The organism is Tumidithrix helvetica PCC 7403 (assembly GCF_965232925.1).
GTDB classification, from domain to species: Bacteria; Cyanobacteriota; Cyanobacteriia; order Pseudanabaenales; family Pseudanabaenaceae; genus Tumidithrix; species Tumidithrix helvetica.
On record NZ_CBDDRA010000009.1, the window covers coordinates 1 to 15,157 of the forward strand.

The 15,157-nt window shown below is 47.2% G+C and carries 16 protein-coding genes; 8 read left to right on the forward strand and 8 right to left on the reverse strand.

Annotated elements, in window-relative coordinates; genetic code table 11:
* The first annotated feature begins 286 nt into the window (after positions 1–286).
* The 5 genes from ACP2WE_RS10160 to ACP2WE_RS10180 all read left to right on the forward strand — a co-directional run bounded on the left by ACP2WE_RS10160 (position 287) and on the right by ACP2WE_RS10180 (position 2,009).
* Positions 287–796 (forward strand): VOC family protein, encoded by a 510-nt coding sequence (locus ACP2WE_RS10160; protein ID WP_425215444.1) that lies wholly within the window; start codon positions 287–289, stop codon positions 794–796.
* A gap of 25 nt (positions 797–821) precedes the next feature.
* Positions 822–1,010 carry a hypothetical protein gene (locus tag ACP2WE_RS10165; RefSeq protein WP_425215445.1) on the forward strand — a complete coding sequence of 63 codons (189 nt, stop codon included), beginning with the start codon at positions 822–824 and terminating at the stop codon, positions 1,008–1,010.
* A gap of 70 nt (positions 1,011–1,080) precedes the next feature.
* The gene (locus tag ACP2WE_RS10170) at positions 1,081–1,245 is read left to right on the forward strand and encodes a DUF1016 N-terminal domain-containing protein (RefSeq protein WP_425215446.1); all 165 of its coding nucleotides are present in this window, start codon (positions 1,081–1,083) and stop codon (positions 1,243–1,245) included.
* 130 nt (positions 1,246–1,375) lie between these two features.
* Positions 1,376–1,585 carry a hypothetical protein gene (locus ACP2WE_RS10175; RefSeq protein WP_425215447.1) on the forward strand — a complete coding sequence of 70 codons (210 nt, stop codon included), beginning with the start codon at positions 1,376–1,378 and terminating at the stop codon, positions 1,583–1,585.
* 1 nt (position 1,586) lies between these two features.
* A complete protein-coding gene (locus ACP2WE_RS10180; RefSeq protein WP_425215448.1) occupies positions 1,587–2,009 on the forward strand; it encodes an aspartyl protease family protein in 423 nt (140 codons plus the stop codon).
* A 153-nt stretch (positions 2,010–2,162) separates the two neighbouring features.
* On the opposite strand, the gene ACP2WE_RS10185 is transcribed toward ACP2WE_RS10180, so the two are convergent.
* The 7 genes from ACP2WE_RS10185 to ACP2WE_RS10215 form a co-directional block, all read right to left on the reverse strand.
* Positions 2,163–3,272 (reverse strand): serine hydrolase, encoded by a 1,110-nt coding sequence (locus ACP2WE_RS10185; protein ID WP_425215449.1) that lies wholly within the window; start codon positions 3,270–3,272, stop codon positions 2,163–2,165.
* 187 nt (positions 3,273–3,459) lie between these two features.
* Entirely contained in the window at positions 3,460–4,554 is a 1,095-nt protein-coding gene (locus ACP2WE_RS10190) for an alpha/beta hydrolase family protein (protein ID WP_425215450.1), read from the reverse strand.
* 48 nt (positions 4,555–4,602) lie between these two features.
* Positions 4,603–5,859 carry a hypothetical protein gene (locus ACP2WE_RS10195; protein ID WP_425215451.1) on the reverse strand — a complete coding sequence of 419 codons (1,257 nt, stop codon included), beginning with the start codon at positions 5,857–5,859 and terminating at the stop codon, positions 4,603–4,605.
* A 40-nt stretch (positions 5,860–5,899) separates the two neighbouring features.
* On the reverse strand, positions 5,900–7,231 hold the full coding sequence (locus ACP2WE_RS10200) for an APC family permease (protein ID WP_425215452.1): 1,332 nt from the start codon (positions 7,229–7,231) through the stop codon (positions 5,900–5,902).
* A gap of 322 nt (positions 7,232–7,553) precedes the next feature.
* On the reverse strand, positions 7,554–8,966 hold the full coding sequence (locus ACP2WE_RS10205) for a serine/threonine protein kinase (RefSeq protein ID WP_425215453.1): 1,413 nt from the start codon (positions 8,964–8,966) through the stop codon (positions 7,554–7,556).
* A 48-nt stretch (positions 8,967–9,014) separates the two neighbouring features.
* Positions 9,015–9,206 (reverse strand): hypothetical protein, encoded by a 192-nt coding sequence (locus ACP2WE_RS10210; protein ID WP_425215454.1) that lies wholly within the window; start codon positions 9,204–9,206, stop codon positions 9,015–9,017.
* Positions 9,207–9,271: 65 nt separating this feature from the next.
* Complete coding sequence (locus tag ACP2WE_RS10215) at positions 9,272–11,239, reverse strand: transglycosylase domain-containing protein (protein ID WP_425215455.1); 1,968 nt, start codon at positions 11,237–11,239, stop codon at positions 9,272–9,274.
* Positions 11,240–11,278: 39 nt separating this feature from the next.
* Here ACP2WE_RS10215 and tyrS point away from each other — a divergent pair, with 39 nt between their 5' ends.
* On the forward strand, positions 11,279–12,514 hold the full coding sequence (gene tyrS, locus ACP2WE_RS10220) for a tyrosine--tRNA ligase (protein WP_425215456.1): 1,236 nt from the start codon (positions 11,279–11,281) through the stop codon (positions 12,512–12,514).
* A gap of 73 nt (positions 12,515–12,587) precedes the next feature.
* Here tyrS and ACP2WE_RS10225 read toward each other — a convergent pair whose 3' ends face one another.
* The gene (locus ACP2WE_RS10225) at positions 12,588–13,139 is read right to left on the reverse strand and encodes a heme-binding protein (protein WP_425215457.1); all 552 of its coding nucleotides are present in this window, start codon (positions 13,137–13,139) and stop codon (positions 12,588–12,590) included.
* A 105-nt stretch (positions 13,140–13,244) separates the two neighbouring features.
* On the opposite strand from ACP2WE_RS10225, the gene ACP2WE_RS10230 reads away from it, so the two are divergent.
* Positions 13,245–13,502: a DUF3134 domain-containing protein gene (locus ACP2WE_RS10230; protein WP_425215575.1), complete on the forward strand. Its 258-nt coding sequence runs from the start codon at positions 13,245–13,247 to the stop codon at positions 13,500–13,502.
* Positions 13,503–13,981: 479 nt separating this feature from the next.
* A complete protein-coding gene (gene argC, locus ACP2WE_RS10235; protein ID WP_425215458.1) occupies positions 13,982–15,046 on the forward strand; it encodes an N-acetyl-gamma-glutamyl-phosphate reductase in 1,065 nt (354 codons plus the stop codon).
* Positions 15,047–15,157 lie beyond the last annotated feature (111 nt).

Below are 15,157 nucleotides of genomic sequence, written 5' to 3' on the forward strand. Positions count from 1 at the left end.
AATCTTTTCTGTAGGGTATACTTTGTCTGATGTAAGGAGCGATGCGATATATTAGTGGACATGAATCTATCACTCGTTGCATGGTCGTCTCCTCGGCTTGATTGTTTTCGTCTCCCCATAACATCATTGGAGCGGACAAACTTGTGATATTTTGGTGTTGAGTTGGGAAAAGATCGCTTGCCGCTCAATTCAACCGTTGGGCATCAAGTGCAATGCTCGGCCTCAGCCGATGTATTTAGCTGAGTCTGCCAGCCAAAATGGATCGGCTTCAAAACACGAGGACGTCATGAGCCAAGCAAAATTTCGAATGGGGCATCTCGATCACGTTCATATTCGCGTGCCCGATCGAGAAGTGGCGGCGCAGTGGTACGCCGACTACTTGGGCTTTGAAACCGTCAAAAAGTACGAGTTCTGGGCGAAGGGCTTCGACGGCGGCCCACTTCAAATCTCCGCAGATGGCGGAAAGACTATGCTCGCGCTGTTTGAGGCAAGTGATGGACACCCTATGGCCCCGCAAATAACAGGGGTCGCATTCAGCCTTGATGTAGAAAATTTCACAGCTTTCGCCCGATCACTCCCGAATGGCATTGACAGCCCATCAGGTCAGCCACTTCATATCAATGATGTCGTTGACTTGGACATGTGCTGGGCCTATAACTTCGCCGACCCTTGGGGAAATAATTTCGAACTTAACTGCTACGAGTATGAGCGCGTCAAGATAGATTTAATCGAGGCGGACGGCGTAGATCCAGTGCGCTACTGGCCGCACGAACTGTACGAGCAGTACCATAGATGAAAGCGTTTGGTTTGGGAGAGGATTAATGCCCAACAAATCGTTGCAGCGGATATTTGACCCGCCACCCATTTTTGCTATCGCAAAAACGGACGTCGCCTCAAATGCCGCTGAACTCGGGCGTTATAGAGATCCCTGTCGCGTAAACGATGCTAAAAATTTTCGCGATCGCGAGTATAGTCGAGCCGATCTTGTAGGGTACGTTAATGAAATGTAACGCGCCTTATTTTTGCTTCAATTTGAAATGCCCTTTAGGATACTATTAAAATTTTCAGTAAAACCACTTAATGGCAGCCTCTTTGCAGCCTCAATTTGCGGAAATTCTCACTCCGATCGAAACTGCTCAGCAAAAGGTCATCGCTACCGCAAACCAAGAACCGATCGAACTATATTGGAGTGTTGGTAAGTACATCAGCGATCGCCACCTCGATTGTTCAGAGAAAGATTGCTGACACAGAGATAGAAGTTCCTGAACCAACCGATCGAGCTAATTGGTAGAATTAATGAACGCTAGCGATCGCTCGTATGAGACAAGCTAGTACTACTAACCTTTTCAGCAACCTCAGACGAGGAGAACTTGAAATGCCATTGGCTGAACTTATGTCACAAATTCAGGGGCTTCCAAAAATTGACAAGCTTAGGCTGATGCAGTTTCTTGCAACAGAACTTGTCAAAGAAGAAAATGTAAACTTCTTTGTTGCAAACCAAGAGTATCCTGTTTGGTCGCCCTACAATTGCTCTGAGGCTGCCAATGTTTTAATGAATCTTCTAGCTACCAAAAAACAAGGATAGAATGGTTGACGCTCAGAGGTTCTCCTACAAAATTATTGATAGCAGTCTCGGTCTAGTCGATCGAATGCCGTATCTGCCTTTAACGCTCAGGCTTAATGGTCAGTCCCTGAACGCCGAAGGCTTATTAGATACAGGCGCAAGCGTTAATGTTTTGCCATACGAGTTGGGGCTACAACTGGGTTTAATCTGGGAAGATGAGACGCTCTCGGTTGTATTGGCAGGGAACTTAGCTCGATTTGAAGCTCGCGCAGTCGTTGTTGATGCTCAAATTAGCTCATTCCCAACGGTTAACCTAGCATTTGCCTGGACACAAGCAGCCGATGTGCCTTTGATCTTGGGGCAGGCTAATTTCTTCTTGGAGTTTGAGGTTTGTTTCTTTCGGGCGCGTTCTGAATTTGAAGTCCGCCCTAAACAGGTTAGATAGAAATGAAGATGGGAATGCTGGTTGGAGGAGATCGGTGAGGTACAGTCTAATAATTCCATTGCACACCGAACGTCAAGATTGTCTGTAAGTCCGAAAGGTTACTAGCGGCGGGTGAACGGGAACGTTATAGAACGCCCTATCGCGTAAACGGTACTAAAAATTTTCGCGATCGCTAATATAGTTGGCAATGCGATGAATGCAATCTCGCAAACCCTCTTCACCTCCAGTATTGTCATCGATCGCAGTCACGATATAAATCTTATCCGCGATGCGCATGGCTAACGTCGTTCCTAGCACATCCGAAGTTTGTCCTGTTTTTTCACCCAACCACTCTGCGGGGGTGTTTTGCAGCGCTGCAAAACCAAGATCGAGATCGGCCTGTAACCGCAGTGCCTCCACCAAGAGATGCGCGCTCGCATACTTGAAACTGTAGGTATCCAGCATGATCTGGGTAAGCTCATCGCTCGTCAGCCGATTCGAGTCATTCCCTGGGTCGGCAGGCATGGTTTCTTCGCCCACAACTTTAAAATTAACTTCTGTCGATTGGTAACCGAGATCGTGCAGCGTTCGATTCATGTAATCCCAGCCGAGGTAATCGATCAACTGATTGGTGGCAATGTTACTGCTATGGGTAATCATTTCAAACAGGAGCGTCTTGAGTGGCAGTTCCTCGCCAACCCCAATGTCGCTCTTGTCTTCGGTAAAGTTATCGGGCGAAACCAAGGTTTTGGTATTGAGGCTGAGATTCTCCGCATCCGATTTATGCAACAGCAACAAAGCGATCGGAACCTTAATCAAACTAGCGGGATTGTCTAAACGCTGGTTGCCTCTCAAATGGCGACACTCGCCGCCCAACTGACAGACCGTAATCATGGCACTGGGGGACAATCCACTGTCTGTAGCAATTTGGGCTAAAAACTCCGAATGCTTAACTTCTAAGGCATAGGCATCCGCAGTGATGTGCTTGCGATTGTTGGCAGCTAGATCGTCAATTTTAGATAGCGCCAGCATGGGCTGTTGCTGTTCCGTCACAAGGACATATTGTGTCGATCGCGTCCAACGCAAAGCTACTTGCGAAAGGCATGTTAAGACCTCATCTCGACAGAGTCCCGTGCGTTTGGTAATTTTTTTTGGATCTTTTTTGAATGTCGAAGATAGGGGCATACTCCGATCGCCTGCTGATAGCGAAACAGCTGAGAGCACGGAAATACCTACCGCACAAGAAATTCCAATCAGGGCAAGTAACCTGCGACTTAGTTTCATACCTCAGTCAAATTCCTAAGCAAAGAGGTTTGTTGCCTCAAGATTAACTTTACCTTAACCTAAACAATGAAAAGCTCTTGGTGACCGTTTTTTCAGAATTCTTACAGCTTACTATGGTTGGGAAAAGCGATCGCTGTGCGTAAAACTCAAACTTTAATCTGGTGGAAATTCAGGAAATAGGGATCGCTCAGCCCTGCCAGAGCACATTGACACCGCGATCGCTGCGCGCACCACTTTTTAAATAGTCCATAGCCACCCCATCGTTGGTGGCATAGGCTCGCAAAAATGCCGCTGTCCACCGTGAAATTGTATCGATCGCAGCTTCTTGGGCGATCGCAGGGCGGGCTTTCTCCTTTGGCGAACCAGAGGGATTGTCCCGATCGGCAATGCCGTAGTGATTAGCACCCAAAACGCGGACAAAAGCTTTGGGAGGTGTCTGCACAATATCGTAGGTGCTCTTTACGGCGCTGTCGGCAATCAAACTGTCTTTACTCCCGACAATAAACGCAATGGGAATGCGATCGTTTTTAATCGATATAAAATTGCCGTCGTACCACAAATCTGAGCCATAAAAGACGCCTGCCAGTAGTTCTGGTGGACGGGTATAGGTTCCCACACACCAAGGCGGATCGCAGACATTACGAATTGCATCCATACCAATAAACCCACCATGGGAATGTCCGATTAAGACGAGTTTCGTAACGTCGATCGCACCCGCTAGCGGCGATTTGGGATTCTGGTTCTCTGCGCGAGCATAGGCTAGAACATCGGGCACTTCTCCTACCTGTGCGAATAGTTCTCGTTGACCGCGCACGCTCGTATAGTGGTTGGGCAGCACGACGACAAAACCATGTCTGGCGATCTGGGTCGCAAACTTGGAGTAAACCGACTTTTCGACATTAAAGCCTTGCAACAACAGGGCAATGGGAAAGGTCGGCTTAGGATTGGCTGCGATCGCCTGAGTAGGCTGGCTGGGTGTTGCAATCGGATAGTAGACATCGGCGAGATCGCCATTGGCAGGGATCGTGGTGGCATAGTTACCAACGCGATCGAATCTGGGTTCTAATTTTGATGCCAATTTGGTCTCTGGTTTGGTCTCTGATTTGGGCATTGCTGTCAGCAATGCCTGTGCTGAAGGCGTCATGTTTTCTAGGCGCAATGAGGAAGATGTTTGCGCCAACAGGGGAGACAAAGTAGCTCCTTTGATATCGGTAAACCGACTAACCGCGATCGCGGTCAAAATGGCAAGGAGGATCAACCAAAGCATCCGCTTTACGCTCATCTCAAGTACCCCTTCTTTAACTAGCGATCGTCATTCTTTAATCTAATCCTAATTCTTTTTGGTGGCTAGCATCAAATTTGACTCGTTGAGCCCATACTTATAGCCAATGCCAAAATTGAGCGCCTTCACGTTTGAGCCTGTTTCATAGATCTGGCGCAGGTCATCTTGATATTCCTTGGCAAATAATGCGATCGGCCCTGTGTAAGTGCCATAAAACTGCAAATTCCACTGTTTGGGCTCAAAAAATCGGACAGGCATACCCGAGTCATCCTGTAAAATCGCGCTACTCTTTGCCAAAACGAGATCTCGAATCTGAGAGAAGTTCTCATAATGCATCAGATAAGACGCCGCTTTGGTATAGGTAATCGACTCTTTGAGGTTCTTTTCCACAAAATTTTTCAGTGCGGGTGTAGCTTCAAAGCCCTCGTCAGAGAGGTCGATCGCAAAGTAGTATAGAAATTGTGGTTCGGACTTTCCAGCCTGCACGAAAGTAATCTTTGCCCCTTTAAGATAAGCTTCGTCGATGTTTCCATCGGGGAAGGTCTTGAGACCACCATTCTTATCCATGCCAACATATTCCATGGCTAAGATCTGATTGTTGGTTCTTGCCAAAAACACAAATAAAATCGGTAGCGTGCCCTTGTCTGCGAGGTCAACCTGCATCGATTTAGTCTGAAAAAAACTGAACTGGAGGAGCGAGAACATTGCACCGTTCATCTCTCGTAATTTCTGAGAAATCTCATCGTCAGAGAGTGCTGCCAGATCTGGCAGTTTCCCCACTGGCTCTAAGCCAATCAGCATATAGTTATTGGCATTGGGAAAAAAGGTATAGGCATAGAGGAAATCAGGCCCAGCAAATGGATAAAAGATCGGTTTACTGGTCTGGCTGAGAGATTTGAGTTCCGTACTCGACCATTTCTTGATTGGGGAAAGCTGTTGGCTTTCTAACTTACTCCAAGCCTCCTCAAAAAATTTGTTGTACTCTATCCAAGCTCCGCTTTTCGTCAATCTCGCCAGTTTGCTTTTGTCTTCTAACTTGATTCCTGCAATAAATTTGGCTGTATCTGTCAGCCGCTCGGCTTCCGCGCGATCGAACTTGGCAAGCAGATCGGGTTTATCAGGAGCTTTGCTCTCTACAGGAGTTGGTTTCGATTGAGCTGACGGAGTCGGTTGTGCATTCGTGACAGCAGTGTTTTGACGTTGCGACTCCGTGCAACCTGCCAAAGACATGACCAAACCTAGAAATGCCATCAGCAGCGGCGGGACGCATCCTGAAAGGAATCGCGAAACATGGGACTCTACCATACTTATAAACCTCTTGCGAATAGTAACAATTTGTGGACTATTACTCGATCTCAGTAGAATCGAGCATGGGAGCTTTTTGTCGCGCTCCCCATAGATAAATCGGAATCCCTAGCAAAATAGTTCCCAAGCCAGCGAGGGACTCAGCGGGTTTATCGCGAAAAATGAAGACCAACATCCACAGACTGATGGCAAGGAAGATCAAGGGTGTCAATGGATAGCCCCAAGTCCGATAAGGACGAAGGATATCGGGATATCGGAGGCGATGGACAAACAAGCCTAAAACCGTAATGCAGGAGGAGAGCGTCAGGGTAAACCCGAGATAGGTAATCACTGCCTCAAAGGAAGAGCTAATCGTTAGAAATATGACGATCGCCAACTGCAAGAGCATGGCATAAAGGGGCACTCCATACTGATTGCGTTTGGATAGCAATTTGAACAGGGGAATATCTTCTCCCATCACCTGCGTCACCCTTGGTCCCGCCCAAACCATCGAACTGATACTTGAGACCAACCCAAAAGAAATCAAAAAACTCATGATATTGCCGCCGGCAGCACCAAAAATGCGGTTGGCAGCGACATAACCCACATCTAATTGCCCAGCCAATTCACCAATGGGGGTGGTGAACAGGAAGATAAAGTTTAAGAACACGTACAACACCAAAACCACTAGCGTGCCGAGCAGCAAAGAGACAGGAATGTTCTTTTCTGGCTTTTTGATGTCATTGGCGATATAGATCGAGGCATTCCAGCCTGAGTAGGCATAGGTAACGAACACCAATGAAGTGGCAAATGGTGCGCTAAAAATGTCAGAAAAAGATGCCGCAGAAGGCAGAAAACTCAAGTTTTGCGGTTGTTGAACTAATAAGCCACAGGCGATCAGAACCAAAATCAGCGCTACCTTGAGGGTGGTCGAAATCCCCTGAAAATAAGCACCCACTCGAATATTCCGCGTATGAATTAGAGAAATGGCAACAACGGCAATGAGGGCAGTTGCCTTTGCATCGATGCCAGGAACAACATGGCTGAAATATTTACCCAAAGCGATCGCTGCTGCAGCGATCGGAGCGGCAAATCCTACCGTTACCGATACCCAGCCGGACAAAAAGCCGACAATCGGATGATAGATTTTCGATAGATAATGGTATTCTCCTCCCGATCGCGGCATAACCGAGGCGAGCTCGCCATAGCAAAGCGCACCACATAGGGCAAAAATGCCACCCACAATCCAGAGTGCGAGCAAGGCAAAGCCAGAAGTAATGCTCGTAACTTGGAAGCCCAAGCTAGTAAACACTCCTACACCGATCGTATTGGCTACTACGAGACAAGTAGCCGTAAATAAGTCAATTTTCCTTGGACTTGAGTCTACGTTCATCGCTCCAAATCAGGCTTGGTAAACATCGCAGGCAATTAAAGTTAGCACCCTAACTTGCATTTGGGAAAAGAGTTTTGGGGCAAATCAAATTAAGTTTGTTTGCGACCAACCCTCCGTCCAATCGGCATGCTCTGACTCTAAAACATGCCGCTTTGCACCTAGGGAGATTTTTCTTGTTTTTAAGAAAAGCTGATGCAATGCTTAGACGTTGGGTATGAGATTTTTCGTTCCCAAACAGCCGCTATTGTATGAGATACATGAAGCGATCGCAAAGCTGAGAAAAACATACATGACAAGAAATCTTGTGGTAACTTATGTTGCCTTAGGTGCGAACTTGCCGAATAAACTCAGATATTTCGGCAACTAGCCAGTCTAATTCTTTTTGATCGAGTAACTCGGAATCTAGACGATGTTCTTGGGTTCCTTCCCAAATCGAACAATTGGTGGCTTTGCCATTTTCAGGGGACTCTAGGGTTTTATTTGTAATCGCTGTAATGTCAGCCACATAGCCTTGAGATTGCGTAAACTTGATGCCGAGGAAATATTTTTTAATGTGAAATGTATTCCGATCGATCGCAATATGTACCTTGCCAAAAATGGAGAAAAGCAACATGATCGGAGCCACGATCGCCAACAAAAATAGGGGTGAAGTTACGACACCCAGCAGGATCTTGAGCCACCATTCACTCGTGGAGAACAAGGGTAAAATCCATTTAAATAGCGCAAAATACGTGAAGCCACCAAAAAAACCTGCTCCCCAAAGCGTATCGCTCTTAAGTTGGGGTGGAATGTCAATGGTCAAGCGATCGCTGCTTTTCTCTAAGGTAACGCGGCTATGTAAGGGTTTGCGTGGTTTCGCGATCGCAGCGTCTAGAAGATTTTGTGGAGCGATGGAACTGAGTGGCGATCGCTGGGATGATTCTACATCATCTTCGTTACGCAAGGCAGCAAGCGCTACTTGGGCAGTCTGAAATCGATCTTCGAGTACTGGTTCCAACAGGCGATCGAGCCAATTGGCGAACTGAGGCGATAATTGCAATTGGGAACGAAAATCGATCTTCATGCGGACTTGTGGTAGCTCCGCAGGCGATCGATGGGTCAGCAAGAAAGCAAGGGTTGCACCTAGGCTATACAGATCGGAGGCACAGGTGGTTTGTCCTTGAAACTGCTCGGGTGGCATATACCCGTAGGTTCCGACAAAGGTTCCACTGCGAGTTGCTGTATTCCAGACATCTTGAACTGCACCAAAATCCACCAGAAACACCTGCCCATCGGGCTGACGAATGATATTTTGCGGCTTAAGATCGCGATGAATTACTGGAGGTAAAAGACTATGCAAGTAGCTGAGAACTTCTAAAATCTGTTCGGCAATTTGCTTGACTTCTGCTTCGGTGGCATGCCAGCCCTTTTGAACGAGTGCTACTAGCGAGTCACCCTCGATTAACTGCTGTACTAGGTAAAAACGGCGATCGCTTTCCGTATCAATTTGAAAATAGTCTAGATATTTAGGAATGGCAGGATGATCGAGATTTGCCAGCACCTTCGCCTCTCGCTCAAACAGCTCCATGACTTTCCAGTCAGAGATTTGGCGCAGGGAGAGAACCTTGATCGCAATTTTTTGTTGGCTTAGAATATCCGTAGCGGCATAGGTGGTTCCCATGCCACCCTGTCCCAATAGATCGACGATTTGATACTGTTCCCGAAGGATGTCGCCCAGTTGATGTAATGATTCCATACTGTTTCTATCCTTGGGTTTTGCGGAGAATCCTTTTGGGTGGAACCTTTAGCGACGCAGCCACAAAATCAAGGCATAGATAGCAACGGGAAGCGTAATTGCTGCGATCGCAATCCCATTCATCATGGATATTGGCAGATCGTGGGCTGCGATCGATGAGAAAGCGGGAAGTAGAGGTAGCCCAAATTTAACGATAGCACTGGCGATCGCCGAGAGAACCATCACTTTGAGGATAAGCATGAATTGGGAGGTGAAAGGCGATCGCATAACTTACTAGGTTTAAAATTACAAATTGAATTTATCTGTTAGTTCTTTTTTCCGTCGGTTTTTGTGTCATTTTTGCGATCTTTTTTCACATCCGTTTTGCTTTCAGCAGGAATTTCACTCGGTACGGGGAATTGCTCAATGGGAACCCCAGCCATCGCTTTTTCCATAAACTGTCGCCAGATCGGTGCTACGTAGACACCGCCCGTAACGCCATGCGCCATCTGTGAATAGTCGTCATTACCAATCCAGATTGCCACTGCCAATTGCGGTACGTAACCTACAAACCAAGCATCGCGGAAATCGGAGGTTGTGCCTGTTTTACCTGCGACGGGACGACCATCGCTCAGTTGTGCTTCCGTACCCGTACCATTCGTCACCACACCTCTTAAAACCTCAGTAAGTTCTGACACAGCGATCGGATCGAGAATGAGCTCGGGCTTGGGTGTGTTATCCCAAATCACGTTGCCGTTGCGATCGGTAACTCTGGCGATCATCGTGGTTTTCGACTTATAGCCACCACTAGCAAATACGGCATAGGCTCCTGCAACTTCTAAAGGTGTGACATCGGCTGCCCCCAATGGCAGCGAGACAACAGGTAACATGGGGCTAGTAATGCCCAGTTTGCGACAGAGTGCTACGACATTTTCCATGCCAACATGCAAACCTAGCCTGATCGCGGGGATATTACGCGATACTGCCACTGCCTGACGAATGCTAATTACACCTGAGAACTTATTGTCATAGTTACGGGGCTGATAATTTTCGTCGCCATCGGGGATACTCATTGGCGTATCCTCAATGCTTGAGTCAGGCGCATAGTCGCCTGTGGCAAAGGCAGCATAGTAGACAAAAGGCTTAAAGGATGAACCAAGTTGTCGTCTTGCTAGTACCGCCCGATTGTATTGATTTTTATCAAAGGGTCCAACACCACCTACCAGAGCCTTGACAAAGCCAGTACGTGGATCTACGGCAACCAGCGCTAACTGACCAGCATAAGCACCGCGATCGTTTAGATCTTTATGCGCTTGTTCGGCGACCTCTTCAGCAATGCGTTGTAGCTTTAAGTCAATAGTTGTCTGTACGCGCAGTCCCCCTTTAAGAACGACATCCTTGCCAAATTTTTCTTCTAACTCAACGGTCACCGCTTGCGTTACATAGGGCACGCGGCTGGCTTCGTAGGAAATGCCTTTGCCCAGTTTGATCGGTTGGGCTTTCGCGGCTTTGACTTCGGCGGGGGTTGCCCAACCAATTTCCTGCATCCGATCTAGTACGAGTGCCTGTCGATGTTTTGCCGTTTTGTAGTCATCCACAGGATTAAATGCCGAGGGTGCTTGAATTACCCCCGCCATCATCGCAGCTTCACCAAGGGTTAAGTCGGCGGCGGATTTACCAAAATAGTTTTGTGCCGCAGTTTCAGCCCCATTCGTGTTTTGTCCCCAAAACACTTGGTTGAGGTACATTTCTAAAATTTGATCTTTGGTGAAAACCTGCTCGACGCGCATGGCTAAAACTGCCTCAGCTACCTTGCGGTTGATGCTTTTTTCTGAGGATAGAAATAAATTTTTCACCAATTGCTGCGTTAGGGTAGAGCCACCTTCTAGGGTGCTGCCAGCATTAAAGTTAACCACGATCGCACGGGCAACACCACTCGGATCGACCCCTTTATGGGTGTAAAAGTAAGCATCTTCGATCGCCAGTACAGCGCGTTTGAGGTGGGGCGAGATGCGATCGAGCGGTACGACCTCACGGTTAATGTCGCCGTGCAGGCGGGCGATTAGTTCGCCGTTGATGTCGTATATATAAGTTGTCTCAGCAGGAACATACCCTTTTAAAACTCTAACATCGGGTAGATCGCGAAATGAGAGTGCTAAGCCTACCAAGCCACCTGCGACTCCGGCTCCGCCAATCATGACCACAGCAAGCAGTGTGCCGCCAACAGCTTTGAGCGTTCCTCTCAAAATGCTGCCTGCTAAAGAACCAGACTGCTTTAAACTATTAGATGCCACAGTAGTTTGCCTTTTCAACGGTTGTTATTTGTTGTAGGAATGCCAGAAAGTTTAACCGACACCACCCCAAACTTGCCACAGTCTCATACAAATTTTTTGCTAGCGCGTGGCGTAGTTGAGATTTTTCCAGACAGCAGTTCTGAGAACTTGCTCAACAGGATAACAGAAGCTAACCGACCCCTGCGGATCAAGTTAGGCATCGATCCCACTCGCCCAGACTTACATCTCGGACATACGGTAGCCCTCCGCAAGTTGCGCCAGTTTCAGGATGCAGGTCATGTAGCAGTATTAATCATAGGTGATTTTACTGCACAGATTGGCGATCCCACAGGCAAATCTGAGGCACGTCCTCGCCTGACAGCGGCGGAAGTGCTGCACAATGCCGAAACTTACCTCGATCAAGCCCGTAAGATTTTGGACTTTCGCAGCGATCGCTTAGAGTTGCGTCACAACAGTGAATGGCTAGGCAAGTTAGACCTCCAAGAAATTATTGGCTTAATGGCAAGCATGACCGTCGGTCAAATGTTAGCCAAAGAGGGATTTTCGGGCAGATATGAGAAAGGTACGCCGATCTACCTGCATGAATTTCTCTATCCACTCTTACAGGGCTACGACTCTGTAGCCATTCAATCGGATGTAGAGCTAGGGGGCACAGATCAAAAATTTAATATTTTGGTTGGGCGCGATCTGCAACTTCATCTCGATCGAGCGCCTTCTGGCAAGGGACAGTTTGGTTTGTTATTGCCGTTGCTTGTGGGCTTAGATGGCGTGCAAAAAATGTCTAAGTCGCTCGATAATTATGTCGGCTTGACCGAAGATCCCCTGTCGATGTATTCCAAATTAGAAAAAGTGCCAGATGCCCTAGTCAATCAGTACTTTGAGCTACTCACGGATATTGACATTACTACGTTACCCGAAAATCCCAGAGAAAAGCAAAAACAACTAGCCAGAGCGATCGTGGGGCAATATCACGGTGAGGACGCTGCCCTCCAAGCCCAACAAGATGCTGAAAAAATTGTGCTATCGGGAGTTACTTCTGATTTAGGACAAATTCCTGAGTATGCGCTTTCAGAGATCGCTTTTCCGACACCGCTTTACTACCTACTTAAGGCAAGTGGGTTATGCAAGAGCAACAACGAAGCCCAAAGTCAGATCGACAATGGTGCGGTGCGGATCGATGGCGAGAAAGTCCAGAATTTAACCTTTGCCGCAGCAGATGAACTGACAGGTAAGGTATTACAGGTCGGCAAAAAGAAATTTTTGCGACTGGTTTAACGCCGCTCGTTAAATTACCCGAATTGGGATCTGTACCTCACTGCGCTTAAGGGGGGCGGGTGTAAACGGTGAGTCATAAAAAGCAACGGCGCGGCTCACCGATCGCTTCATATTCTGGATGCTCGGTTAACCATTGCTGCAATTTCGCTAGGTTGTCTTGATAGCTGCTATAGCTATAGGCTCCTTGAATACCAATACTGACCACCAGCATGGGCGGATGGTCTTCAACCTTGATGTCTTTGGTAATCTGCTGGGGCACAATATCAGTGCTGCGGTAGAGAAAAGACACCTGGGCAATGCCTCGATCTAGCTTGCGATCGAGGGTTTCGGTGGGATACCGCGCCTCGACAGGAGAGGTCATAGCGATATTGTTACTACGAATATGGTTGTAAAGAGGGTTAAAAGCATTCCCTGTGGCATCTTCGAGCTTACCCTCGTAAACATAGGTACCCGAACGATAGGCAGGATATTGTTTGACTTCAATGCGATCGTCTGGTGTAGGCGCAGGAAAACCAACGGGTAGAGGAGTAGCCATAGCTTTTTGAGCCAGTGGATATAGAACGCCGAAAATGACGATGGGGAGAGCAATCAGTCCAAGCGTGAGTAACAAGTTTTGTAGCTTCATAGCTTCATTGTAGGTTGTGAAAAAATCCCTAGTGGATGGGTTTATGAGAATTGTGCTACTTTGGAGGTTGTGAAATAATTGTCTCTGCAACTTACCCAGCCCGATATGTATAACCCTTCTCTGCGTGAAGAGCCCAGAAATAAACCCGCCTCAGTCGTTACCTCTAAACAACAGGTATCGATTCTCAACTGGCTAGAATCTACAGGTCGGTTGATTGCACGCGAGGCTGTCCCCAGCGTATATGGGGATGACACGGAAGAACTCAATGAATTAATGCTGGGTGATGATGCCAGTTATCTAGATGATGAAGAAGACGATGACGACGATGATGATGCTGTTGCTGACGACGATGATATCGTTTAGACCAGCTTCTTAGAAATTAACTAATTCTCTCCCCTCGATCGATTCTCCCCTTGGCACTATTAAATCAAAGGGGATAATTTCTCTTAGCATTCTTTAAAACTCTTCACTCCATTCACTTGTATGAGGATAGAGTTGGTTTCCTTACCAACGTTGAAGTTCGGGAACCGCAAGTCACAATCGATCGCTGCAAGCAAGATCGTCGCCAAATATTCATGATTTGTTCGTTCAAATCACTTGCATTGTCAGATCGCTTGTTGCGATCGCAACGCAACGAGCAGCCATGATGAAATTTTAAAAACTAGGATAAATAACCAATTAATAACTCCAAACTTGCCCAATACTTCACTATCGGGTGTATCTTACATTTAATCCGATCGCTCGCATCTTTAGCTCAGCTTTGATAGCAGTAAATACAGAATCATTTCGGGTTTTAAAACTAAACTCAAGACGAAATTTAGAAACACTGGGACAGAAAAATTATGGGTGAAGATAAGCGCATACCAGTGGGAATCATCGGTGCATCTGGCTATGGTGGCATTCAGTTAGTCAGACTGCTACTCGAACACCCACTTGTAGAAATTACCTATATGGGTGGTAGCGGCAGTGTTGGACAGAATTTTTCCGATCTGTATCCTCACCTAGCCCATTGTGTTAACTTACCCATCGAAAGTTGCGAACCTGAGGAAGTTGCTGCCAGAGCCAAAGTTGTGTTTCTCTCTTTACCGAATGGTCTCGCTGCCAAGATCGCACCGAAGCTATTGGCAAAGGGCTGTAAGGTTCTCGATCTCTCTGCTGACTATCGGTTCAAAGATCTGCAAGTTTATGATGCTTGGTACAAAGAAGGCGAACCTCGTACCGATCGCGAAGTCAACCAAAGTGCCGTGTATGGCTTGCCCGAACTCTATCGCGATCGCATTGCCACTGCCAATCTAGTTGGTTGTGCGGGTTGTTATCCGACGGCAAGTTTATTGGCATTGCTACCCCTGTTGAAACAAGGTCTGATCGATCACAGCACGATTATTATTGATGCCAAGTCAGGCACATCGGGCGGTGGTCGCCAGCCCAAAACCAATTTACTATTAGCCGAAGCCAGCAACTCTCTGGGAGCCTATGGCATTGCCAGTCACCGTCATACCCCAGAAATCGAACAAGTTTGCAGCGATATTGCGGGGCAAGAGGTGATGGTGCAGTTTACCCCGCATCTAATTCCGATGGTGCGTGGCATTTTATCAACGGTCTATGCCAAGATGCGCGATCCCGGTCTTACCAAAGACGATGTGCTCACGATCTATAAGTCTTTTTATCGCAATTCTCAATGGGTGAAAGTGCTTCCTAAAAATGTTTATCCCCAGACTAAATGGGCTTGTGGAACCAATCTCTGCTATCTCGGTGTGGAGGTCGACCAGCGCACAGGTCGCGTGATTGTCGTTTCCGCGATCGATAACCTGATGAAAGGGCAGGCATCTCAAGCCCTGCAATGCCTAAACATTATGATGGGCTGGGAAGAAACCCTCGGTCTGCCTCAACTAACTTTCTATCCTTAGAAGCTCAAACGGTATAATTGATAAATCGTTCAGAATGATAGGCTGGGCTTTGTGCAACACATTCTGCATGAAATTCAATATCGCTTTTGTAGGTGCTGCGTGAAGCTCTTA

Excerpts from the sequence above, each read along its gene's own strand:
- ACP2WE_RS10160 (WP_425215444.1), top strand. The coding sequence starts at position 287 with ATGAGCCAAGCAAAATTTCGAATGGGGCATCTCGATCACGTTCATATT.
- ACP2WE_RS10165 (WP_425215445.1), top strand. The coding sequence starts at position 822 with ATGCCCAACAAATCGTTGCAGCGGATATTTGACCCGCCACCCATTTTT.
- ACP2WE_RS10170 (WP_425215446.1), top strand. The coding sequence starts at position 1,081 with ATGGCAGCCTCTTTGCAGCCTCAATTTGCGGAAATTCTCACTCCGATC.
- ACP2WE_RS10175 (WP_425215447.1), top strand. The coding sequence starts at position 1,376 with ATGCCATTGGCTGAACTTATGTCACAAATTCAGGGGCTTCCAAAAATT.
- ACP2WE_RS10180 (WP_425215448.1), top strand. The coding sequence starts at position 1,587 with ATGGTTGACGCTCAGAGGTTCTCCTACAAAATTATTGATAGCAGTCTC.
- ACP2WE_RS10185 (WP_425215449.1), bottom strand. The coding sequence starts at position 3,272 with ATGAAACTAAGTCGCAGGTTACTTGCCCTGATTGGAATTTCTTGTGCG.
- ACP2WE_RS10190 (WP_425215450.1), bottom strand. The coding sequence starts at position 4,554 with ATGAGCGTAAAGCGGATGCTTTGGTTGATCCTCCTTGCCATTTTGACC.
- ACP2WE_RS10195 (WP_425215451.1), bottom strand. The coding sequence starts at position 5,859 with ATGGTAGAGTCCCATGTTTCGCGATTCCTTTCAGGATGCGTCCCGCCG.
- ACP2WE_RS10200 (WP_425215452.1), bottom strand. The coding sequence starts at position 7,231 with ATGAACGTAGACTCAAGTCCAAGGAAAATTGACTTATTTACGGCTACT.
- ACP2WE_RS10205 (WP_425215453.1), bottom strand. The coding sequence starts at position 8,966 with ATGGAATCATTACATCAACTGGGCGACATCCTTCGGGAACAGTATCAA.
- ACP2WE_RS10210 (WP_425215454.1), bottom strand. The coding sequence starts at position 9,206 with ATGCTTATCCTCAAAGTGATGGTTCTCTCGGCGATCGCCAGTGCTATC.
- tyrS (WP_425215456.1), top strand. The coding sequence starts at position 11,279 with ATGCCAGAAAGTTTAACCGACACCACCCCAAACTTGCCACAGTCTCAT.
- ACP2WE_RS10225 (WP_425215457.1), bottom strand. The coding sequence starts at position 13,139 with ATGAAGCTACAAAACTTGTTACTCACGCTTGGACTGATTGCTCTCCCC.
- ACP2WE_RS10230 (WP_425215575.1), top strand. The coding sequence starts at position 13,245 with ATGTATAACCCTTCTCTGCGTGAAGAGCCCAGAAATAAACCCGCCTCA.
- argC (WP_425215458.1), top strand. The coding sequence starts at position 13,982 with ATGGGTGAAGATAAGCGCATACCAGTGGGAATCATCGGTGCATCTGGC.